The organism is Streptomyces sp. NPDC101234 (assembly GCF_044767525.1).
GTDB lineage: Bacteria > Actinomycetota > Actinomycetes > Streptomycetales > Streptomycetaceae > Streptomyces > Streptomyces sasae.
Genome location: NZ_JBIWOA010000021.1, coordinates 46,954 through 67,332, shown reverse-complemented (window position 1 = coordinate 67,332; position 20,379 = coordinate 46,954). Strand labels below are relative to the sequence as shown.

The 20,379-nt window shown below is 70.3% G+C and carries 24 protein-coding genes; 8 read left to right on the top strand and 16 right to left on the bottom strand.

Annotated features, from left to right (window positions below):
* Nucleotides 1-34: 34 nt before the first annotated feature.
* The gene (locus ACIRR9_RS33250) at nucleotides 35-709 is read left to right on the top strand and encodes a response regulator (RefSeq protein WP_403759496.1); all 675 of its coding nucleotides are present in this window, start codon (nucleotides 35-37) and stop codon (nucleotides 707-709) included.
* A gap of 180 nt (nucleotides 710-889) precedes the next feature.
* Complete coding sequence (locus tag ACIRR9_RS33245; RefSeq protein ID WP_365339996.1) at nucleotides 890-1,402, top strand: Rieske (2Fe-2S) protein; 513 nt, start codon at nucleotides 890-892, stop codon at nucleotides 1,400-1,402.
* A 3-nt stretch (nucleotides 1,403-1,405) separates the two neighbouring features.
* Here the strand turns inward: ACIRR9_RS33245 and ACIRR9_RS33240 are convergent, their stop codons facing one another.
* Nucleotides 1,406-2,053 (bottom strand): cysteine hydrolase, encoded by a 648-nt coding sequence (locus tag ACIRR9_RS33240; protein ID WP_403251560.1) that lies wholly within the window; start codon nucleotides 2,051-2,053, stop codon nucleotides 1,406-1,408.
* Nucleotides 2,054-2,129: 76 nt separating this feature from the next.
* Between ACIRR9_RS33240 and ACIRR9_RS33235 the strand changes: the two genes are divergently transcribed.
* Entirely contained in the window at nucleotides 2,130-2,597 is a 468-nt protein-coding gene (locus ACIRR9_RS33235) for a pyridoxamine 5'-phosphate oxidase family protein (protein ID WP_123978691.1), read from the top strand.
* A 6-nt stretch (nucleotides 2,598-2,603) separates the two neighbouring features.
* On the opposite strand, the gene ACIRR9_RS33230 is transcribed toward ACIRR9_RS33235, so the two are convergent.
* Entirely contained in the window at nucleotides 2,604-3,524 is a 921-nt protein-coding gene (locus ACIRR9_RS33230) for a LysR family transcriptional regulator (RefSeq protein ID WP_403759492.1), read from the bottom strand.
* Nucleotides 3,525-3,598: 74 nt separating this feature from the next.
* Here ACIRR9_RS33230 and ACIRR9_RS33225 point away from each other — a divergent pair, with 74 nt between their 5' ends.
* Complete coding sequence (locus ACIRR9_RS33225) at nucleotides 3,599-4,528, top strand: DMT family transporter (protein WP_403759489.1); 930 nt, start codon at nucleotides 3,599-3,601, stop codon at nucleotides 4,526-4,528.
* Between the two features lie 17 nt (nucleotides 4,529-4,545).
* Here ACIRR9_RS33225 and ACIRR9_RS33220 read toward each other — a convergent pair whose 3' ends face one another.
* A complete protein-coding gene (locus ACIRR9_RS33220) occupies nucleotides 4,546-5,877 on the bottom strand; it encodes an aminotransferase class I/II-fold pyridoxal phosphate-dependent enzyme (RefSeq protein ID WP_403759486.1) in 1,332 nt (443 codons plus the stop codon).
* A 36-nt stretch (nucleotides 5,878-5,913) separates the two neighbouring features.
* Here ACIRR9_RS33220 and ACIRR9_RS33215 point away from each other — a divergent pair, with 36 nt between their 5' ends.
* On the top strand, nucleotides 5,914-6,606 hold the full coding sequence (locus ACIRR9_RS33215) for a pyridoxamine 5'-phosphate oxidase family protein (RefSeq protein WP_403759483.1): 693 nt from the start codon (nucleotides 5,914-5,916) through the stop codon (nucleotides 6,604-6,606).
* Nucleotides 6,607-6,717: 111 nt separating this feature from the next.
* Here the strand turns inward: ACIRR9_RS33215 and ACIRR9_RS33210 are convergent, their stop codons facing one another.
* Entirely contained in the window at nucleotides 6,718-7,701 is a 984-nt protein-coding gene (locus ACIRR9_RS33210) for an EamA family transporter (protein WP_403759480.1), read from the bottom strand.
* A gap of 46 nt (nucleotides 7,702-7,747) precedes the next feature.
* Entirely contained in the window at nucleotides 7,748-8,323 is a 576-nt protein-coding gene (locus ACIRR9_RS33205; RefSeq protein WP_403759477.1) for a Clp protease N-terminal domain-containing protein, read from the bottom strand.
* Nucleotides 8,324-8,583: 260 nt separating this feature from the next.
* Between ACIRR9_RS33205 and ACIRR9_RS33200 the strand changes: the two genes are divergently transcribed.
* The gene (locus tag ACIRR9_RS33200; RefSeq protein ID WP_089105600.1) at nucleotides 8,584-9,012 is read left to right on the top strand and encodes an SRPBCC family protein; all 429 of its coding nucleotides are present in this window, start codon (nucleotides 8,584-8,586) and stop codon (nucleotides 9,010-9,012) included.
* 67 nt (nucleotides 9,013-9,079) lie between these two features.
* On the opposite strand, the gene ACIRR9_RS33195 is transcribed toward ACIRR9_RS33200, so the two are convergent.
* Nucleotides 9,080-9,715, bottom strand: coding sequence for a PadR family transcriptional regulator (locus ACIRR9_RS33195; protein WP_403759473.1), 636 nt, complete (start codon nucleotides 9,713-9,715; stop codon nucleotides 9,080-9,082).
* Between the two features lie 168 nt (nucleotides 9,716-9,883).
* Here ACIRR9_RS33195 and argG point away from each other — a divergent pair, with 168 nt between their 5' ends.
* Entirely contained in the window at nucleotides 9,884-11,332 is a 1,449-nt protein-coding gene (gene argG, locus ACIRR9_RS33190; protein ID WP_123978681.1) for an argininosuccinate synthase, read from the top strand.
* 73 nt (nucleotides 11,333-11,405) lie between these two features.
* Here the strand turns inward: argG and ACIRR9_RS33185 are convergent, their stop codons facing one another.
* The gene (locus ACIRR9_RS33185) at nucleotides 11,406-12,344 is read right to left on the bottom strand and encodes a DMT family transporter (RefSeq protein WP_365343402.1); all 939 of its coding nucleotides are present in this window, start codon (nucleotides 12,342-12,344) and stop codon (nucleotides 11,406-11,408) included.
* Between the two features lie 158 nt (nucleotides 12,345-12,502).
* Here ACIRR9_RS33185 and ACIRR9_RS33180 point away from each other — a divergent pair, with 158 nt between their 5' ends.
* On the top strand, nucleotides 12,503-12,955 hold the full coding sequence (locus ACIRR9_RS33180; RefSeq protein ID WP_123978679.1) for an Lrp/AsnC family transcriptional regulator: 453 nt from the start codon (nucleotides 12,503-12,505) through the stop codon (nucleotides 12,953-12,955).
* On the opposite strand, the gene ACIRR9_RS33175 is transcribed toward ACIRR9_RS33180, so the two are convergent.
* From ACIRR9_RS33175 to ACIRR9_RS33135, 9 genes are all read right to left on the bottom strand, one after another.
* Nucleotides 12,939-14,015 (bottom strand): histidinol-phosphate transaminase, encoded by a 1,077-nt coding sequence (locus tag ACIRR9_RS33175; protein WP_403759468.1) that lies wholly within the window; start codon nucleotides 14,013-14,015, stop codon nucleotides 12,939-12,941. The two genes, ACIRR9_RS33180 and ACIRR9_RS33175, sit on opposite strands and share 17 nt — an antisense overlap.
* 35 nt (nucleotides 14,016-14,050) lie before the next feature.
* Nucleotides 14,051-15,037, bottom strand: coding sequence for an ornithine cyclodeaminase family protein (locus ACIRR9_RS33170; protein WP_403759465.1), 987 nt, complete (start codon nucleotides 15,035-15,037; stop codon nucleotides 14,051-14,053).
* Between the two features lie 17 nt (nucleotides 15,038-15,054).
* Nucleotides 15,055-15,648, bottom strand: coding sequence for a prephenate dehydratase domain-containing protein (locus ACIRR9_RS33165; RefSeq protein WP_365343408.1), 594 nt, complete (start codon nucleotides 15,646-15,648; stop codon nucleotides 15,055-15,057).
* Nucleotides 15,645-16,649, bottom strand: a complete 1,005-nt coding sequence (locus ACIRR9_RS33160; RefSeq protein ID WP_365343410.1) for a branched-chain amino acid transaminase — start codon at nucleotides 16,647-16,649, stop codon at nucleotides 15,645-15,647. The genes ACIRR9_RS33165 and ACIRR9_RS33160 overlap by 4 nt, the downstream gene beginning before the upstream one ends.
* On the bottom strand, nucleotides 16,646-18,070 hold the full coding sequence (locus ACIRR9_RS33155; RefSeq protein ID WP_403759462.1) for a phenylacetate--CoA ligase family protein: 1,425 nt from the start codon (nucleotides 18,068-18,070) through the stop codon (nucleotides 16,646-16,648). Before ACIRR9_RS33155 ends, ACIRR9_RS33160 begins: the two co-directional genes overlap by 4 nt.
* A gap of 21 nt (nucleotides 18,071-18,091) precedes the next feature.
* Entirely contained in the window at nucleotides 18,092-18,508 is a 417-nt protein-coding gene (locus ACIRR9_RS33150; RefSeq protein WP_123978673.1) for a DUF2000 domain-containing protein, read from the bottom strand.
* Between the two features lie 77 nt (nucleotides 18,509-18,585).
* Nucleotides 18,586-18,879, bottom strand: coding sequence for a Dabb family protein (locus tag ACIRR9_RS33145; protein WP_403759459.1), 294 nt, complete (start codon nucleotides 18,877-18,879; stop codon nucleotides 18,586-18,588).
* 2 nt (nucleotides 18,880-18,881) lie between these two features.
* The gene (locus ACIRR9_RS33140) at nucleotides 18,882-19,751 is read right to left on the bottom strand and encodes a menaquinone biosynthetic enzyme MqnA/MqnD family protein (RefSeq protein ID WP_403759456.1); all 870 of its coding nucleotides are present in this window, start codon (nucleotides 19,749-19,751) and stop codon (nucleotides 18,882-18,884) included.
* Complete coding sequence (locus ACIRR9_RS33135; RefSeq protein ID WP_403759454.1) at nucleotides 19,748-20,065, bottom strand: chorismate mutase; 318 nt, start codon at nucleotides 20,063-20,065, stop codon at nucleotides 19,748-19,750. The genes ACIRR9_RS33140 and ACIRR9_RS33135 overlap by 4 nt, the downstream gene beginning before the upstream one ends.
* Nucleotides 20,066-20,379 lie beyond the last annotated feature (314 nt).

Below are 20,379 nucleotides of genomic sequence, written 5' to 3'. Positions count from 1 at the left end.
TCCCCACGAGCGGACGAGGATCGAGGATCACGCGATGGCCGACGCGATCCGGGTACTGATCGCGGACGACCAGGCGCTGCTGCGCGGGAGCTTCCGGGTCCTGGTCGACTCCACCCCCGGCATGGTGGTCGTCGGCGAGGCGGGGGACGGCGCCACGGCGGTGCGGCTCGCCCGCGAACTCGCCCCGGACGTCGTCCTGATGGACCTCCGTATGCCGGTCCTGGACGGTATCGCGGCCACCCGGGAGATCTGTTCCGACGAGGCGCTGTCCGCTGTCCGGGTGCTGGCCCTGACCATGTTCGACATGGACGAGTACGTCTACCCGGCGCTCCAGGCGGGCGCCGGCGGCTTCATGCTCAAGGACGCCTCACCGTCCGAACTGGTCAACGGCATCCGGGTCATCGCCACAGGCGAGGGCGTCCTGGCCCCGACGGTCACCCGCCGGCTCATCGGCGCCTTCTCCCGTCGCGGCGAGGCGACCCGCCCCGCCCCGCGGCTCATCGGCCTGACCAACCGGGAGCAGGAGGTCCTCGTCCTGATCGCCGACGGCCTGTCCAACACGGAGATCTCCGAGCGCCTCGTCATCAGCATGCCCACGGTGAAGACCCACGTCGGCAGCCTCCTGGCCAAACTGCACGCCCGGGACCGTGCGCAGCTGGTCATCATCGCCTACGAGAGCGGTCTGGCCGAGCCGGGCATGCCGGCCTGAACCCGTCGACCGGGACCTCGCCGGCCGTGCCGATTCAGGTCGACAGCGAACCGACAGCGCCGTTTTACCAAAGCCTCATCCAGAGGTGGTCACTATCTGGATGCCGTCTGAACAGGTGGTGCTCGAAGACCGTACCCCTGGACGGATCAACCAGAAGCTTCGCTGAAGGGAACCCCTCACATGACCAGCGCACCGCTCAACCCCTCTGCCGGACCGGCCCGCCGTACCGTCGTGGCGGCGGCCGGCGCGGCGGGGCTCGCCGCCGCGCTGACCGCCTGCGGGTCGTCCGACGACGGCTCGTCGAACACGACGACCACGAACAACGGGGCCGGCTCCACCACCCAGGACAGCAACGCCGCGGGCGGTGCCACCGACACCTCGACCGCCGCGGCCGGTTCGGCCGGCGGCACCGCGCTCGCCAAGACCTCGGACATCCCCGAGGGCGGCGGCACGATCTACAAGGACAAGGCCGTGGTCGTCACCCAGCCGACGTCGGGCACCTACAAGGCGTTCTCGACGAAGTGCCCGCACGCGGGCTGCGCGGTGAGCAGTGTCGCCAACGGCGAGATCGTCTGCCCCTGTCACGGCAGCAAGTTCGCCATCGCGGACGGCAGCGTGAAGCAGGGCCCGGCGACCACGGGTCTCACGGCCGCCAACATCAGCGTCTCCGGCGACCAGATCTCCCTGGCCTGACCCTCAGGCCCGCCGGCGCGGGTGTTTGAGACAGCCGAGCACCTCGTCCGTGGTCGCGACCGTGGCGACCAGCGCGAGGGTGTTGCGGACCATCGCGGGGGTGTATTCAGAGGGCACTCCCGCGATGGCGTCGGCCGGGACGACGACCGTGTAGCCCCGGTTCACCGCGTCGAACACGGCATTGGGTACGGCCACGTTGGCCGAGACACCGGTGACGACCAGCGTGCGGCAGCCGAGGTTGCGCAGCAGCGGGTCGACGTCGGTGCCCTGGATCGGCGACAGGCCGTGCAGCCGTCGTACCACGAGGTCCTCCTCCGAGACCTCGATCGGGGGCGCCACGCGCACGGCCTTCGTGCCGGACAGCTGCCGGACGGGGAGCCGTTCGGCGGCGCGGAACAGCCGGGCGTTGTGGTTCGCGCCCCGGCCGTCGGGGCGGCGTTCGGCGATCGCGTGGATCACCTGGACACCGGAGTCGTGTGCGGCGGCGACCAGGCGGGCGATGTTGCCGAGCGCGCCGGACGCCCGCGCTTCGTGGGCGAGTTCGGGCAGCGCGCTCTCCGGCCCCACCACACCCTGCTGGCACTCGACGGTGAGCAGCACGGTACTCACGGGGTCGAGGAGTTCCGCGAGCCGTTCGTACGACGACGGCATGACGCCCCCTTCCGCCTTGGTGCGGGGCGGGCGAGACTAACCAGCATTGCGCGGGAACGGAAGAAGAGGGGGCCGGATGACCGTCACTCAGCGCCGGGGCCGGAAGATCATGATGACACCCGGTGAGCTGGACGAGTTTCTCACCACACAGCGCACCTGCCGGGTCGCGACCGTATCGGCGTCCGGCGCCCCGCACGTGAGCGCCCTGTGGTTCGCCTGGGACGGCAAGTCCCTGTGGCTCTACTCGGTGGTCCGCAGCCAGCGCTGGAAGGACCTCACGCGCGATCCGCGGGTGGCGGTCGTGGTCGACTCCGGTGAGGAGTACGACCAGTTGCGCGGGGTGGAGCTGAGAGGGGCCGTCGAGTTCGTCGGCGAGGTGCCGCGTACCGGGGAGCTGGTCGCCGAACTCGACTACGTCGAGACGCTGTTCGCCCGGAAGAACTTCGGTCTGGACGAGATGCCGCACGACGGGCGGCACGCCTGGGCGCGGCTGACCCCGACGAAGATCGCGTCCTGGGACTTCAGCAAGCTGGGCTCGGCGTAGGGCGGTTCAGGAAACTCCGCCGGGTCGGGACATCGCCTCGGCCGCGCCCCGCAGGGCCTGCACCGCCGCCCGGATCGAAGGGCGGCGGTCGGCGTCGGCCCGCCAGACGACGTACACATGGCGGCGCACCCGCTGCTTCAGCGGCACCATCACGACGCCCTCCGGCATCGGGTGCCGGCCCAGCAGCGGGGCGATGCAGACTCCCAACCCGGCTGCTACCAGGTTGAGTTGGGTGTGTGTCTCGGCCGCGCGGTGACCGACGATCGGTTCGACACCGCGCGAGCGCAGCGTGAACATCAGCCACTCGTGGCAGAACTCGCCCTCGCCCCAGGTGATCCACTCGTCCTCGGCGAACTCCCCCAGGTCCACCTCGTCGCACTCGGCGAGCCGGTGGCCGACCGGCAGGGCCACCTCGGCGGGGTCGTCCAGCAGGGGCGCCTTGACCAGCCCGTCGGGCAGCGGCATCGGCTTGTTGTACCAGTCGAGGACGACGGCGAGGTCGAGGTCGCCACGGACGACTCCGGCGATGCCGGTCTCCGGTTCCAGTTCGCTGGAGCGGACGCGCAGCGCCGGGTGCTGGGCGCGCAGGGCGGCCAGTGCGGCCGGGAACAGACCGCGGGCGGCCGTGGGGAACGCCGACAGTCTGAGTTCGCCGACGACCTGCCCCCGGTGCGCCTCCAGGTCGGACTGGGCCAGCTCGACCTGGGAGAGGATGCGGGACGCGTGCTCGGCGAGCAGCCGGCCGGCGTCGGTGAGCCGGACCCCCCGGCCGTTCCTGGCGAGCAGTTGCTGGTCCACCTCCCGCTCCAGCTTGCCCAGCTGCTGCGAGACCGCCGACGTCGTGACATGCAGGGCCTCGGCGGCTCCGCTGACCGAGCCGTGCCGGGCGAGGGCGTCGAGGGTACGCAGGCGCTCCAGGTTCAACATGTAAGCGATTCTAAGAGGTACCGGGCGAGAATTCTCGATTGTGCTACGAGATCGGTTACCGCATGGTGGAGGGCATGAGCACCACGACCGCCGCGACCGGCACCCCGACGCTCGGCACCGACCGTCCCCGCCCCCTCCTCGACTGGCGCCTCCGATTCGGCGTCCTCTCGTTGATCTGGGGCTTCAGCTTCCTGTTCATCAAGGTGGGGACAAAGGGGTACGCACCGTTCCAGGTCACGCTCGGGAGGCTGGTCTTCGGTACGGCGGTCCTGGCGGCGGCGATGGTGTGGAAGCGGGAGCGCCTGCCGCGCGGGGCCCGCACCTGGGGTCATCTGGCGGTGGCCGCGTTCCTGCTGAACGCGCTGCCGTTCTCGCTCTTCGCCTACTCGGAGCTGACGATCCCGTCCACGCTGGCCGGGATCTGCAACGCGACCTCGCCACTGTGGGGCATGGCGCTGTCACTGGTGGCCCTGTCGGAGGACCGGCCGACCCGGATCCGCGTCGCCGGCCTCGGCCTGGGGTTTCTCGGGGTGCTGACGGTGCTGGGAGCCTGGGAGGGCTTCCACGGGCTGGATGTCACGGGGACGCTGATGGCGTTGCTGGCGTCGCTGAGCTATCCGGTCGGCTGGATCTACGTCCGGCGGACGCTTGCGGGCAGAGGTGAGTCGCATCTGTCCATGACCGGAGCACAGTTGCTGCTGGCGACGGCCCAACTGGCCGTGGTGACACCCCTGTTCACCTCCTTCCCGGCCCACGTCTCATGGGTTCCGCTGCTGGCGATCGCCGCGCTGGGGGCGTTGGGGACGGGGCTGGCGGTGCTGATCCAGTACGGGCTGGTCGCCGAGGTGGGGCCGACCACCGCCCAGATGGTCACGTACTTCATTCCGGTGATCGCCACAGCGGCGGGGGTCGCCGTGCTGGGCGAGTCGTTGCGGTGGAGCACACCGGTCGGAGCGGTGATCGTCCTCGCGGGCGCCGCGCTCACCCAGATGAAGCGCCCCTAGGGGGCCGGGCCCGGGAACTAGGCCCGGATCCGGCCCGTGGTCGGCCCGACGGCCTTCGTCACCGCGTCCGCCAGCCGGTCCGCCTCCTCGGAGGTCAGCGTCGCGATCGTGATGCGGACACCGGGAGGCGAGTCCAGCCGGAACCGGGCCCCCGGGGCGACCGCCCAGCCCCCGTGCAGCAGGCGCGCCACCGCACCCGTCTCATCGGGAACCGGCACCCACACGTTCATCCCGGTGACGCCGTGCGCCGCCACCCCACGCTCGGCCAGCGCCCCGATCAGGGCGTCCCGGCGGGCGCGGTACGACCCGGCCACCTCACGGGGGTCCACCGCGCCGCCGCTCCACAGCCGCACCACGGCCCGCTGGAGGATCCGGCTCACCCAGCCCGGGCCCAGCCGCTGCCGTCCGCACACCCGGTCGACGGTGACCGCGTCCCCGGTGAGCACCGCGAGCCGCAGATCCGGCCCCCACGCCTTGGCGACGGAACGCACGAAGGCCCAGTGCCGGGTCACCCCCGCCAGCGGGTGCAGCGGCACGTCGACGATGTCGTGACCGTGATCGTCCTCGATCAGCAGCACGTCCGGGTGATCCCGGAGCACCGCCCGCAGTTCCTGCGCGCGGGGAGCCGTCACCGTGGCGCCCGTCGGGTTCTGCGCCCGGTCCGTGACGATCAGGGCGCGGGCGCCGGACCGCAGTGCGCGTCGCACGTCGTCCGGGCGCGGCCCTTCGTCGTCGACGCCGACCGGGACCGGGCGCAGCCCCAGTGCGGGGACCAGATCCAGCAGGCTGCCCCAGCCGGGGTCCTCCACCGCGACCTCGTCGCCGGGCTTGAGATGCGCCATGAGCACCCGCTCCACGGCGTCGAGCGAGCCCGAGGCGACGGCGACGGGGCCGTCCGGCACCCCGTCGGCGTCCAGGGCGGCCCGGGCCAGGCGCGCCAGCTCCGGCTCCACCGGATCGTCCCCGTACAGCACGGGCTCGCGTTCGCTCTGTGCCGCGGCCGCGGCGAACGCCGCCACCAGGGGTGGGAGCAGTGCGGTGTCGGGGTTGCCGTCGGACAGGTCGCGCACCCCTTCCGGCACCACCACCCGGATCTGGTCGCGTCCGGTCGTCGCCGGCTTGGGCCGGATCCGGCTGCCCCGCCGGCCGGCGGTCTCGATGACCCCGCGCTCCCGCAGGGTGCGGTACGCGGCCGCGACGGTATTGGGATTCACCCCGAGCCGGGTCGCCAACTCCCGCATGGGCGGAAGCAGTTGGCCCGGTTCCAGCCCCCCGGAGCCCACCGCGCGCTCGACGCTGGCGGCAATCTCTGCTGCGCCCTGACCTTGGATCGGATATTCTCCTAGCACAAAGAAGATTATGCACTAGTGCAATGGAGATCCGCAATGGAGACGGCGACACAGGGGACCGTGCCGACGCAGCCCACCGCCTACCCCAAGACCGACCGCACCGTTCCCACCCGCGCCGCCGACCGGGCGTCGTACGACAGGGAACTGGTCCACTCGATCCTCGACGAGGCCTACGTCTGCCACCTCGCCTTCGTGCGCGACGGCGCGCCCGTGGTGCTGCCGACGCTGTTCGGCCGGGTCGGCGAAGTGCTCTACCTGCACGGTTCGACGGGCTCGCGTCCGCTGCGGATGAGCGGGCAGACCGACCCCGGGCTCCCGGTGTGCGTGACGGTCACCCATGTCGACGGCCTGGTGCTGGCCCGCTCGGCCTTCCACCACTCGATCAACTACCGCTCGGTCGTGGTGCACGGCATCGCCCACCAGGTCACCGACCCCGAGGAGAAGCGCATCGCGCTGGACGCCCTGGTCGACCATGTGGTGCCGGGCCGCTCGGCCGACTCCCGCCCGGCCAACAAGAAGGAACTGGCCGCGACCGCGGTGATACGCCTCGACCTGAACGAGGTCTCCGCCAAGACCCGCACGGGCGACGCGAACGACGACCCGGAGGACATGGACCTCCCGCACTGGGCGGGCGTGGTCCCGGTACGGAAGGGATACGACAGCCCGATCGCCAACGGCGACCTGGCGGCGGAGGTTCCGGTGCCGTCGTACCTGAAGAACGGCGTCTGATCGGAGTCACGGCAGGGGCAACGCGCCCCTTCAGGGGCGCGGGGCAGTATCTGCTCTGCGGCTCCGCCGCGCGGGCGCGACCAGCCACAACGGACCGGCAGCCGACAACGCTCAGACAGCCGGCTCCCGTACAACACCCTCACTACGCGCCAAGGGCTCAGCAGAGCCCTTGCCAGGCGCAGACGACTGCGCGATGAACGCCCCGACCAGCACAATCACCCCGCCCACCACCTGCGGCGCAGACAGGTGCTCCCCCAGCAGCACCCAGGCCAGCACCGTCGCCACCACCGCCTCAAGGCAGGCCACGACCCCCGCCACCTGCGGAGACAGCCGCCGCACCGACAACACCCCCGTGATGTAGGCGACCACCGTCGCCACCAGCACGATCCACACCAGCAACCCGGCCGCCGGCACCGAAACCCCGTTCATCCGCGCGGAGCCGCCCAGCACCGACCAGTCCATCTCCCATGGCCGCGCCACCACGGTCAGCAGCCCCGCGCCCACCAGCAACCCGTAGGCGATGACCCCGAGCGGGTCCACTCCTTCGCCGCCTTCGTCCCCGCCGTGGTCGGACAGGACGAAGTACCCCACCTGGCAGCACGCCGCCCCCAGCGCCAGCAGCAGCCCCAGCGCGTCGAAGCTCAGCCCCGACCACACCTCCACGACACACGCGAGGCCGCCGGCCGCGAGGACGACGCCGAGCGCGGCCGCGCGGGTGACCGGCCGTCGCTGCACGAAGCGGACCCAGCCGAGCACCAGGGCGGGGGCGAGGTACTCCACGAGCAGCGCCACCCCCACCGGTATTCGGGAGATCGCGGCGAAGTAGCAGGCCTGGACGCCGGCGACGGCGAGCAGGCCGAACCCGGCGAGCAGCGCGGGCCGGCGGCGCGGCAGGTCGCGGTGGCGGACGGCGAGCGGCAGCATCACCAGCGCGGCGCCGGCCACCCGCAGCCACACCACGTGCAGCGGTGCGAGCCCGGCCTCGATCAGGGGTTTCGCGGCGACGCCGGACCCGCCGAAGGCGAGCGCCGATCCGATGGCGAGGGAGAGCCCGAGGCCCTTTCCATGGCTGTTGTCAGTGGTGCGCACCGGCACATGATGGCAGGGGGCGACATGAGCGTCACCCCCAATGGCACCTGTCTCAGCCGCTGGACGTGCGGCTTCCCGCCCCGGGATCCCGCATCGCGCCGTCCCCGTCGATCCGGACGGCCAGGTCACGGGCGGCCACACCGGCGCGCTCCAGCACCTCGACGGCCCTGGACTCCGGGTCGACGACCAGGCCCGCGAGCAGATCGGCGCCGTCGGCACGGTCCGCTCCACGGCGCCGGGCGCGGCAGCGGGCGTACTCCAGGGCGGCCGCCGCCACCGGCGACCACGCGCCGTCCCCCTTGCCCTCGGCGGGCCGGACGACGGGGAGCGCGCCGGAGTCCTCGACCGCGCCCTGCCAGCGCAGCCCGTAACCGATGCTGCGCTGCACGAGGTAGCCGAGCAGGCGGGCGAGTTGCGGGGCGTCGCCGACGGCGGCGCGGACCTCGGGGTCGGACTCGATCAGCGAGTGCAGCAGATGGGCGGTGTCGACCTGCCGGTCTCCGTCCCGCACGGCCCTTCTGCGCGCACCGGCGACCACCGCTGCCAGCTCGGCGCCGAGCCCGGCATCGTCGTCCGCGTGGATGGTGCCCTGGTCCTGGGCGGGCTGGCGGGGAATACGGGGTTGCACATCCCCACCTCATCAACCCCAAGGGCGCAAGTCATCCCCGGGGGGAAGCATTTCCGCGTCCCACGCAGAGTGGACACGGCCGGACGGAATCTCCTCCCTACGGATGAGATCAGGCCGGTTCCCGCGCACGCGACCGGTTCGACACGGGGGAGACACGTCGGCTGGACCCGCACATTTCCTGACGGTTCATCAGTATTGAATGTTCGAGGCCCTGCGGCTACGTTCCGCGACACCGTAGCCCGACACGAAGGGGTGGTCGCATGGCCGAAGTCAGCGCGGAGGCACGCATCCAGGCACCGGCCGAGAAGGTGTGGGCACAGCTCACCGACTGGTCGGCGTACGGGGAGTGGAACGCGACCCACACCAATTTCCCCAAGGGCGGCCCCGAGACCCTGGCGGTGGGCGGGACCTTCCAGGAGAACATGAAGCTGATGGGCTTCCCGGCGGAGGTCGAGTGGACCATCGAGGAGCTGGAGCCGGCACGGGTGCTGGCGATCCGCGGCAAGGGCCCGATGGCGGTGACCGTCGCGACGCGCTACACCCTGACCCCCGACGGGGACGCGACCGGGGTGCGGATCGACGGCGAGTTCACGGGCGCGGCCGTGTCCCTGATGGCGGGCAAGCTCAAGGACTCGGCGACGGCGGCCCTGAACGAGTCGCTGCGCAAACTGGGCGGGCTGGTGGCCTGAGCCCGTCCCTCCAGGTACGCGGAGGCGCCCCCCGGAGTGATCCGAGGGGCGCCCTGTGCACCGTGGGTCAGTCCTCGTCCGCGAGGATGAGGTACAGCTTCTTGCGGGTCTCGTTGATGACGGCCAGCGCCTTCTCGCGCTGTTCCTTGGTACCCGTCTTCCAGACCTGCCCGAAGGCCTCCATCAGCCCGAAGCCGGCCTGGCGGATCTCGCCCAGCGCCTCGAAGTCGACCCCGCGGGAAGCCTCTTCCCAGGGGGCGTCCGGACCCTCCTCGGCGGCACCGCGGCCGCTGTCGGTGAGCGAGAACAGCTTCTTGCCGCCCTCGCTCTCACTGATGATCAGGCCCTCGTCCTCCAGCAGCTGAAGGGTGGGGTAGACCGAGCCGGGGCTGGGCTTCCACGCACCGCCGCTGCGCTCGGCGATCTCCTGGATCATCTCGTATCCGTGCATCGGGCGATCCTTCAGCAGGGCCAGGATCGAGGCACGTACATCACCGCGCCGTGCCCTTCCCCTCGGACCTCCGCGCCCTCGCGGCCCCCAGTGCCCGGGTCCGAAACCGGGCCCGCCGGGGCCGAAGCCGGGGCCACCCGGACCGAAGGGCCCGAACGCCGCACGGCGGCCTTCACGTCCACCGAAACCACCCCGGCCCTGCGGGCGAGGGCCGTCCTGTCCATGTCCACGCTCGAATCCGTGGGAACGCATGGCAATCACTCCATTCCATCGTTGATCTGTCGCGTATCGTTCGCGATGCCTCAACGATATATCGGGAGCGTTCGGATGACAACCCCCTTCCGAACGCCGAACACTCCCCGCCGGACGGCTCCCAGCAGGGGCGTTGCATGACCATGCGTTCTCATGCATAATCTTCCTATGTCCAAGGTCCTCACCTCCCTTCCCGCCGGCGAGCGCGTCGGCATCGCCTTCTCCGGCGGGCTCGACACCTCGGTCGCGGTCGCGTGGATGCGCGACAAGGGCGCCGTCCCGTGCACCTACACCGCCGACATCGGCCAGTACGACGAGCCCGACATCGCCTCGGTGCCCGGCCGTGCGCACACCTACGGTGCCGAGATCGCGCGCCTGGTGGACTGCCGGGCCGCGCTGGTCGAGGAGGGCCTGGCCGCGCTGACCTGCGGCGCGTTCCACATCCGCTCGGGCGGGCGGGCGTACTTCAACACCACCCCGCTCGGCCGTGCCGTCACCGGCACGCTGCTGGTCCGGGCGATGCTCGAGGACGACGTCCAGATCTGGGGCGACGGCTCGACCTTCAAGGGCAACGACATCGAGCGGTTCTACCGTTACGGCCTGCTCGCCAACCCGCACCTGCGGATCTACAAGCCCTGGCTGGACGCGGACTTCGTGACCGAGCTCGGCGGCCGCAAGGAGATGTCCGAGTGGCTGCTCGCCCACGGGCTGCCCTACCGGGACAGCACGGAGAAGGCGTACTCCACGGACGCCAACATCTGGGGCGCCACGCACGAGGCGAAGACCCTGGAGCACCTGGACAACGGCATCGAGACCGTCGAGCCGATCATGGGCGTGCGGTTCTGGGACCCCGAGGTCGAGATCCTTCCCGAGGACGTGACGATCGGCTTCGACCAGGGCCGGCCGGTGACGATCAACGGCAAGGAGTTCGAGACCGCGGTCGAGCTGGTCATGGAGGCCAACGCGATCGGCGGCCGGCACGGGCTCGGCATGTCCGACCAGATCGAGAACCGGATCATCGAGGCGAAGAGCCGGGGCATCTACGAGGCGCCGGGCATGGCGCTGCTGCACGCGGCCTACGAGCGGCTGGTCAACGCGATCCACAACGAGGACACGGTCGCGCAGTACCACAACGAGGGGCGCCGTCTCGGCCGGCTCATGTACGAGGGCCGGTGGCTGGACCCGCAGGCACTGATGATCCGCGAGTCGCTGCAGCGGTGGGTCGGTGCGGCCGTCACCGGTGAGGTGACGCTGCGGCTGCGGCGCGGCGAGGACTACTCGATCCTCGACACGACGGGGCCCGCGTTCAGCTACCACCCCGACAAGCTGTCGATGGAGCGCACCGAGGACGCGGCGTTCGGTCCGGTCGACCGGATCGGTCAGCTCACCATGCGCAACCTCGACATCGCCGACTCCCGCGCGAAGCTGGAGCAGTACGCGGGGCTGGGCCTGATCGGCTCCAGCAACCCGGCGATCGGCGCGGCCCAGGCGGCGGCGACCGGCCTGATCGGCACGATGCCGAAGGGCGGCGCCGAGGCGATCGCGTCCCGGGGCGAGGCCGTGTCGGACGACGACGAGCTGCTGGACCGGGCAGCGATGGAGCTGGGCACGGACTGAGCGTTCCGCGTCAGGAGGGCCGACCCGACACCGGGTCGGCCCTTTTCGGCGTCACCGGCTCCCACCGGCTCCCTCAGGCGCGCTCACCCACCGGGGTCGGCTCCGGAACCGCGGCCTTCTCGGCGACCGTGCGGCGTTCCACGAGCCCCAGTGCCACACCGGCGATGATGATCACGCCGCCGAACACCTGCGCGAGCCGGACTGTCTCTCCGTTGATCACCACGGCACCGAGCACACCGAACACCGGCACCAGATTGAGGATGTTGACCGCGACGCTGGAAGTCATCCGGCGCAGGCCGTAGTTGTAGAGCAGGAAGCCTCCGACGGAACACGCCACGGCCAGATAGCCGAGCAGCACCGAGGTCGTGGCGTCCGGCACCTTCCAGTCCCCGGCCTCCAGGAGCGAGGCGAGCAGGAAGCCGGCGGCGCCCGCCACGGTCTGGTAGAAGGTGAGGTTCACGGCGTCCTGTCCACGGCCCGCCTGCTTGACCAGCACGTTGTAGCCGCCCCAGACCAAGCCGCCGAGCAGCAGCAGGACATCGCCGAACCAGCGTGCCGCGCCTCCGACCTCCGCGCCGTTGCGTACGACCAGGAAGGCGCCGGCCGTGGCCAGCAGCACACCGCCGACCCGGATCAGCGGCATCCTGCTCCGGAAGACCACCAGCTCCATGAGCATGGTCATCAGCGGATAGGACGCGACGATCAGGGAGGCGTCGGAGGCGGTCGACAGCTCGACGCCGATGTTCTCCAGCACGAAGTAGACCGTGATGCCGAGCAGGCCGCTCAGATAGATCATCCGTCGCTGGCGGGCATCCGGCCGCGCGACCGGGTTACGGCGTAAGCGCACCATGGCCGCGAGCAGCACGGCGGCGACGGTGAAGCGGATGGCCCCGATGGTCAGCGGCCCGACGTCCGCCAGCACCTCCTTGGTCACCGCGTACGAGCTGCTCCAGAACAGCGCGGCCGCCACGACCGAACAGATCGCCAAGGTCCGGCTCTTCCGCTCGTCCACCCCACATACCCCTTCCCTTACGAGCTCCCCGACACCGTCCGGCCCACATATCACAGGAGCGAATCTTGAACGGTGTCCGCGCAAACACACTAGCAATGGGTCCGGGAATGTGGCATGGTGGCCGAATATAATTCGGCGAGTGTGGAGCTTGACGGAATATGGATGAACTAGATTCGGCTTTGGTGCGGCTGCTGCAGCAAGACGGTCGGCGCACCAACCGTGACCTGGCTCAGGAGCTGGGCATCGCCCCCTCCACCTGCCTGGAGCGGGTGCGTTCCCTCCGTGACCGCGGTGTACTGCTCGGATTCCACGCGGAGGTCGACCTCCCCGCGCTCGGCCGGGGGCTCCAGGCCATCATCGCCGTCAAGGTGCGGCCGCCGACGCGTACGGTCATCGAGCGGTTCCAGGCGTTCGTGGCGCGGATGCCCGAGGTGATAGCGGTCTTCGTGCTGACGGGCAACGACGACTTCCTCCTGCACGCGGCGGTTCGCGACATGGACCATCTGCATTCGGTGGTCCTGGACAAGCTGACCGAACGAAAGGAACTCGCGGACGTACGCACCTCGGTGGTCTACGGACACCTGCGCAAGAACGTCATCGAACCGATGTGAGGCCCTGCAGCGTCTCGATCAGCAGATCGTTCGCCTCCGGGCGGCCGACGGTGATCCGCAGTCCGGCACCGGAGAAGTTGCGCACCAGCAGTCCGCGCCGCTCGAGTGCGGCGGCGACCCGGTCGGAGTCGTCGCCGAGCGGCATCCAGAGGAAGTTGGTCGCGCCCGGCGGGATGCTCCAGCCCTGCCGGCCGAGGGCCTCCCGCAGCCGCTCCCGTTCGGCGGTGATCCTGTCCACCTGGTCGAAGAGTTCGGACTCCGCGTCCAGTGCCGCCAGGGCCGCCTGTTCCGCGATCCGGCTCACTCCGCACGGCACGGCGCACTTGCGCAGGGCCTCGGCGATCTCGGGGTGGGCCACGCCGTAGCCGACCCGCAGCCCGGCCAGCCCGTAGGCCTTCGAAAAGGTGCGCAGCACCACCAGGTTGGGCCGGTCACGGTGGAGTTCCACCCCGTCCGGCGCGTCCGGCCCCTGGCAGAACTCGAAGTAGGCCTCGTCCAGCACCACCAGGACATGGCCCGGCACCCGGTCCAGGAACCGCTTGAGCTCGGCGGCCCCGACGGCGGTCCCCGTGGGGTTGTTGGGTTCGCAGAGCAGCACCATGGTGGTCCGTGGCGTGATGGCGGCGGCCATCGCCTCCAGGTCGTGGAGTTCGCCGGTGAGCGGCACCTCGACCGGAACGGCGCCGGCCATCCGTACCACGATGGGAAAGGCCTCGAACGACGGCCAGGCATAGACCACTTCGTCGCCCGGCGAGAGCATGGCCTGGCCGAGCTGCTGGTAGATGCCGACGGAGCCCGGGCCGGTGACGACATGCGAGAGCGGCACGTCCAGCTTGCGGGCGAGGGCGTCGGTCAGCTGTTCCGGGAAGATCCCCGGGTAGAGGTTGGTCTGCGAAGCGGCCCAGGAGATCGTCGCGAGGGCCGACGGCAGCGGCGGATACGGGTTCTCGTTGAGGAAGAGCCGGTGCGAGACGCCCGTGGCGGGCGGTTGCGGCGGCTTGGGCACATAGGCCGGTATGCCGTCGAGCACGACACGCGGCGAGGGCGAAAGAGAGCTCATTCCTGTCGTGCTCCTCTGCTGTTTCCCGACTCGGGTCAGTCGAGTTCGAAGGTCTGTCCCAGTCCCCGGGCTGCGGCCTCCTCGGCGACCGCGAAGCCGGACATGATGTCCTGCACGCCGAGGCCGAGCGATTTGAAGACGGTGATCTCCGTCGGCTCCCGGCGGCCCGGCCGGGTGCCGAGGAGCACTTCCCCCAGTTCGGCCCGGATGTGGCCGGGCCCGACCAGGCCCTCGGTGAGCGGCGCCCGCAGATCGCCGGACTCGGCGAGCGCCGATTCCCGGCTGTCGACGAAGAGGGACGCGCCGGCCACGGCTTCGCTGGACAGTTCACGGTGGTCGATGAAGGACGCGCCGACGGCGTTGACATGCGCCCCGGGCGCGAGGTCCGCCGCCTGGACGACGGGTTCCCTGGCGGCCGTCGTGGTGCACACCAGGTCCGCCCCGGCCAGCGCCGCCGCCGGGGTGGCCATGGTCTCCACCTCGACACCCAGCTCCTTGTCCGCCCAGACACGGAAGGCCTCGGCGTTCTCGGCGGTACGGCTCCACACCCGGACCCGGCGCAGCGGCCTGACCAGGTGCATGGCCTCCAGGTGGCTGCGGGCCTGCACCCCGGAGCCGAGCACGGCGAGATCGCCCGCGTCCGGCCGCGCCAGCGCCTCGGTGGCGACGCCGGACACCGCGGCGGTGCGCACCGCGGTCACCGCTCCCGCGTCCATCATCGCCAGCGGAGCACCCGTCCCCGGGTCGAAGACCAGGACGACCCCGATGTGCAGGTCAAGGCCGCGCGCCGGGTTCTCGGGCTTGAGCACCATGGCCTTCAGCCCGTACCCCGCCAGGTCCTCCCCGGCGACGAAGCCCGGCATGGTGCCCAGCAGGCCGGTGTCCTTCTCCGGCCGGAGGATGGTCCGCAGCGGCAGTTCCACCTGGCCGCCGCTGTACCGGCGCATGGCCTCCGCCATCACCGGCATGGCGAGTTCGACCGGATAGAGCTCACGAACCGTGGCACGGTCGATCAGCAGCATGGGGGTACCTGTTTCCTTCAGGAGTCCGCACCGGCGAGGGTGAAGACCGACCACAGCATGCGGATCGGCCGGGTACGGGAGATGAATTCCAGCGCGTTGGCCCTGGCCGCCGGCTGCGTGGTCAGGGCGAGGTCGGTCTCCCTGCGGCGGGCTTTGTCGGCGGCCGCGCTGGTGGAGGCGGCATAGCGGATCTCCGCCACCGAGTACTCCGCCGGGAGGAGTTCCTCGACCAGTGCCTCCGGTGCCGGATGGGTGGCGACCCGGGCCGCGCCGGGAATGCGGTGGCCCGGGGAGACGGCGATGCCGTAGTGCGGGGTGTCGAAGAGGAACGCCCCCGCGAACCGCAGCGAAGGGTCCATGTAGAAGCTGTGCACCGACGCGTACGCGTTGGCGATCACGACGTGGCTGACGGCACCCAGGCGCAGCGCCGAGCCGGCTTGTTCGTAGGAGTCGTAGAGGCGGATGGCGGGCGGTCCCTCGGGTGCGCGGTCCGCCCAGAGGTACAGGGCCGCCTGCTCGCTGCTGGTACCGGCGGGGCCCAGCGTGCCGATGCTCCGGACCGACGGGCCCGAGGACAGTTCGGTGTCTATCCAACCTGCCGTCTGGATCATGTTGTTCCCCCAGTTGCTGATGGCCGGGCCGCGGCGGGCCGGACGGGCTGGAGCCAGTGGCGATAGCGCTGGTCGTCACCTCGGACGACCTTGTGGTACGCGGTCATCAGAGCGGTGGTGAGCGGTCCGGGGGTGCCCTCCCCGACCGGGCGGCCGCCGATCTCGGTCACCGGCACGATCTCCGCGCCGGTGCCGGTGAGGAACACCTCGTCGGCGTTGCACAGGTCGTCGCGGCCGAGGTCGGTGAAGTCGGTCCCGACATCCAGCAGGTCGGCGGCCAGGGTGACCGCCGTGTCCCTCGTGATGCCTTCGAGCAGGTCGGCGCTGAGCGGCGGGGTGACCAGTCGCCCGCGGACGACGGCGAACACGTTGGACGTGCTGGCCTCGGCCACCTGACCACGGCTGTTGAGCAGGATGGCGTCGTCGTATCCGGCGGCCCGCGCTTCGTCCACGGCGAGCGCGTTGTTGACATAGCCCCCCGTGACCTTCGCGCGGACGGGGAGGACACCGGACTCCGGCCTGCGCCACGAGCTGATCGCGACCCGGATCCCGGCGCGGTCGGTGTACGAGCCCATCCGGAAGGCGTTGATCGACAGCGCGTCCGACACCCCCTGGAGCTGGACGCCGGGCGGCGTCCCGGGCAGCAGCGAGCGCTTGTACGCCAGCGGGCGGACGTAGGTGTCCTCGCTCGCCCCGATCCGGCGCAGCAGTTCCGCGGTCACCTCCGACAGCTGTTCCGCGTCCAGTCCCACGTCGATGCGCAGGGTCCGCGAGCTCCTGAGGAAGCGCAGATAGTGGTCACGGCCGCGGAAGACGGCGAGGCCGCCGTCCGCCTGGGCGTAGGCGCGGATGCCCTCGAAGACGCCCGTACCGTACTGGAGTGCCTGGGTGGTGACGGGCACCCGGGCCTGCTCCAGCGGCACGAACTCCCCGTCGTGGTAGGCCAGAGCCGCGACGGCCGGCGCCGTCGCGCCCGTGGGTGTCGCTACGGCGCTGGTCACTGGGCCCTCCCGCCGGCCACGGCGAGTGCGGCGGCGCGCTCGGCGTCCGGAGCGGCAGGGCGCCGGTCCTCCACCCTGGCGGCCTTCCAGCTGACCATGGCGCCGGTCGTGGTGACGCCGCCGAGCGGGCCGTACTCGAACCGGACCGGGACGTCGAGCCGCTCACGCACGGCTGCCGCGATCGCCTTCTCGTCGATGCGCACGCCTTCGCCGTCGGGGGGTGTCTCGAAGTGGAGGGTCAGCTCGTCCCGGCCGTCGACCGCGTCGATGACGATCTGGTAGTCGAGGTAGCCGCGGGGGTGGGTCAGCAGCAGTTCCTCGAGGTCGTAGCCGCTGATCCGGTTGCCGCCGATCAGCAGGGTGTCCCGGGTCCTGCCGAGCACCTCCAGGGTGGGCGCGGGCAGCGTGCGGTCCGCGGCGGCGGGGCCGAACCGGACCAGATCACCCGTGCGGTAGCGCACCAGCGGCTTGCTGCCCTGGTAGAGGGAGGTGACGACGAGTTCGCCGGTGCGCACGCCGTCGGGTCCCGGCTCGACCGCGTGCCCGGTGTCCGGGTCGATCACCTCGTACAGGTTGAGCAGGGGGGCCGTGTACAGCGTGCCGTCGGCACCGGCCGCGCCCATCACGGAGGCCTCCTGCGAGGCGTAGAGGGCGTTGTACACCTTGGCGCCCCACACCTCGCCGATGTTGTCGAGGAGGCTGGGAGAGGCGAGTTCCCCCGTGCACATCAGGACGTCGAGGCGGAAGTCGCGCCGCGGGTGGAGACCGGCCGCGTACGCCTTCTTCGCCAGCGACAGGGCCATGCCGGGGGTGCTGAACAGACCGGTGGCCGGAAGCACGCGCAGGGTCTCCAGCGCACGGTCGTATCCGACCATCGGCGAGTGCGGCCACATCTTGGCGACCGCGTGTCCCAGGTTGCGGCAGACGTCGCCGAAGGTGTCCCCGAAGGCGTGCAGCTCGGTCGGCCCGGAGACGCCGATCACCTGCTCGTCGCCGAACTGCCGGAAGATCGTGTCGTAGTACACCGTCAGCGCCGTGTTGTTGTGCAGCGAGTCGGTGTTGTTCCGCGGGCAGGGCGTGCTCCGGCCGGTGGTGCCGGTGGTCTCGTAGAAGATCCAGGCCTTGGACAGCGGCAGCGAGAGCACGTTCTCGAACTCGCGCCGCAGGTCGTCCTTGGTCGTGAACGGTACGGAGGCGAGCTGCCCGGGAGTCACGGCGGTGACGGAGTCGGGGTCGATCGCGGCCAGGTGGCGCGCGTAGAACGGCGAGTTCGCCTTCACGTACGCCACCGTGCGGCGGAATTCACGGAGTTGGTGGTCGGCAAGCTCGGCATCGGTCCATCGGCCGGCGGCGAACGCCTGGTGCCGATCGCGTATCTCGCGGGCTTCCTTGGCGAGTTCTTCGTTGAAGACGGTGAACATGCTTCCCTCGTGTCGGTTGCGTCAGCGGTACAACGGCAGGCTGCCGGTGAGCTTGTTCACCGCGCTCTTGCTGCCACAGACGGCGACTCCGATGTACGGCAGCTCGGCGGTGGCCGCCTCGGCGGTGCGGCGGGTGTACTCGTCGTAGCTTCGCGACGACTGCGCGACCGCGGTGAAGTCGACGACGAAGACATCGGGCATGCCGGCCGCCTTCAGCACGATGTCCCGCAGGTCCGTCGTCTCGCCCTTCAGGATGGGCAGCGGGATCGCCGTGATGCCGATGTGCGCCTCGCCGTCGGCGTCCTTGACGGCGTCGCCGATGATCCCGTCGACGAACCGGCCGACGGACATCGAGAGCGCCGCCACGGTGTTCATCGCGAGCCCGGCAGCCAGGTCCTTCTCGACGACGAAGGCGCACTTCTCGTACTGAGCAGTCACAGTCTTTCCCTACCATTCCATGCATTAACTGACGCAAATATCAATCTGCCGGATATTTGCTCTGAGTTGACCTGTTGTTATTCTTCGAGATCGGCGATGACCCAGTCGCTGATCTCTCGCCACAGACGGATCGCTTCCTGGTGGAACGGGTGCACCATATAGCGCTCCAGTGCCTCCTCGTCACTCACCAGACCGATCACCGCGTAATCGTGTGCGACGGCTCGGGTCGATATGTTGCGACCGGGGATCCATTCATGGAGTTCGGGCACCTCGCTGCCCACCTTGACCGCGAAGCGCTCCGCTTCCTGCGCCCTCGGATCGTCCCAGGAGATTCCGTCCTTGAATTTGAAGAGCACGATGTGACGGATCATGTTCACCCTCCGTGGATCGTTATGCGCGTGGACGCGGGGGCGGGCACCTCGCCACGAGCGGCGGCGCGTTCGGCGAACTCCTGTATCGCGGCCAGCTGGCGCTCGCCGAGCGAGTAGTCGAGCAGCCGGTAGTAGTCGAGCAGCAGGGGCACCTCCAGCGCGCCGGCCCGGCTCCGGTACGACTCGCGCGCCGCTGCCGCGGCCACCTCGACGGGGTGGCGACGGGCTCGCGCGACCGCGTCGGTGAGTGCGGCCCGCACGTCGCGCACCGCGTCCGGGCGGGCCTCGGCGAATTCCCGGCGCACCGCCCAGACCGCGAAGATCATGGGCAGCCCGGTCCAGTCCCGCCACATGGCACCGGTGTCGTGGACGGTGAGGCCGGGCGGCGCCTCGGCCCGCACCCGCAGGGCGTCGTCCCCGATGACCACGGCGGCCCGAGCCGTGCCGAGCATCCCGTCCAGGTCCTGCCGCAGGGTGCGGTACACGGGGCGCACACCGATGGCGTCCTCCAGCAGCATCCTGGCCAGCAGGGCGGTGCTGCGACTGGCCTCGGAGAGCGCGACCAGGCGTCCGTCGAGGCTTTCCAGCGGGTCACGCGAGACGATGTGGCACGAGCCCACCGGACCGTCGCTGCCGATCGCGAGCCCCGGCAGCAGACACAGGTCCTCGGTGTGCCGCAGATATCTGACGAGACTGATCGGGCTGATGTCCACGGCGCCCGACAGCAGGTCTTCGGCAAGCCGCTCCGGCGGCGCGGAGACCAGGCCGACGTCGCGGACCGCCCCGCTGTCCGCGAGGCCCCAGCGAATGGGTGCGCAGTTGAGGAAAGAGATGTCGCCGAGGCGTGCCGTGAGGGCCGCCGGCGCCTTCACGCCGCGTCCCGGGGGTCGCCACCCGCCTCGGCCGCGGCCTTGGGAATCCGGCCCCGACAAAGGCTCAGGATATTGAGTGCAAGAGCGGTCCCTTCGGAGCCGAGACCGGCCGCATAACGGTCGAGAATAATCTTCTCGCGGGAGAGAACGGTGCGAGTGCCGCCCTCACGTATACGCTGCTGCTGAATCTGGGAGGAGAGATCCCGTCGACGCTTGATGAGTTCTATGATCTGCAGGTCCAGAGAATCGATCACTTCACGGAAGTCATCGATCCGGATACCTGAGTCGACTGCGACGTTGTCTTGCTGCTCCACGTTGACCTTCTCTATCCAGTATGGACGGGTGCATGGATGGGGCACCGCCCTGAGCCAACTGTTTTCGAAAGCAATCTCAAGGTGCGAGATTCATGGATGCTTGGTCAGTGTTCGGGCCCACGACAAGGACCGGATGACCGACGCTGACATTCGGGAAGAGGAAGCGGCGGAAAGGAGGTGGGGGGAGTCTGCGGTCCGACACCTTCGAGACACCGTCGTCCCGGTGGAACCCGCCGCTGTCACCCATCCTTTCCGATGCCGGCCGTGAGCGGCAAGGAACTTGCCCAACGGTGTCACACACCCTCAAAAACCCT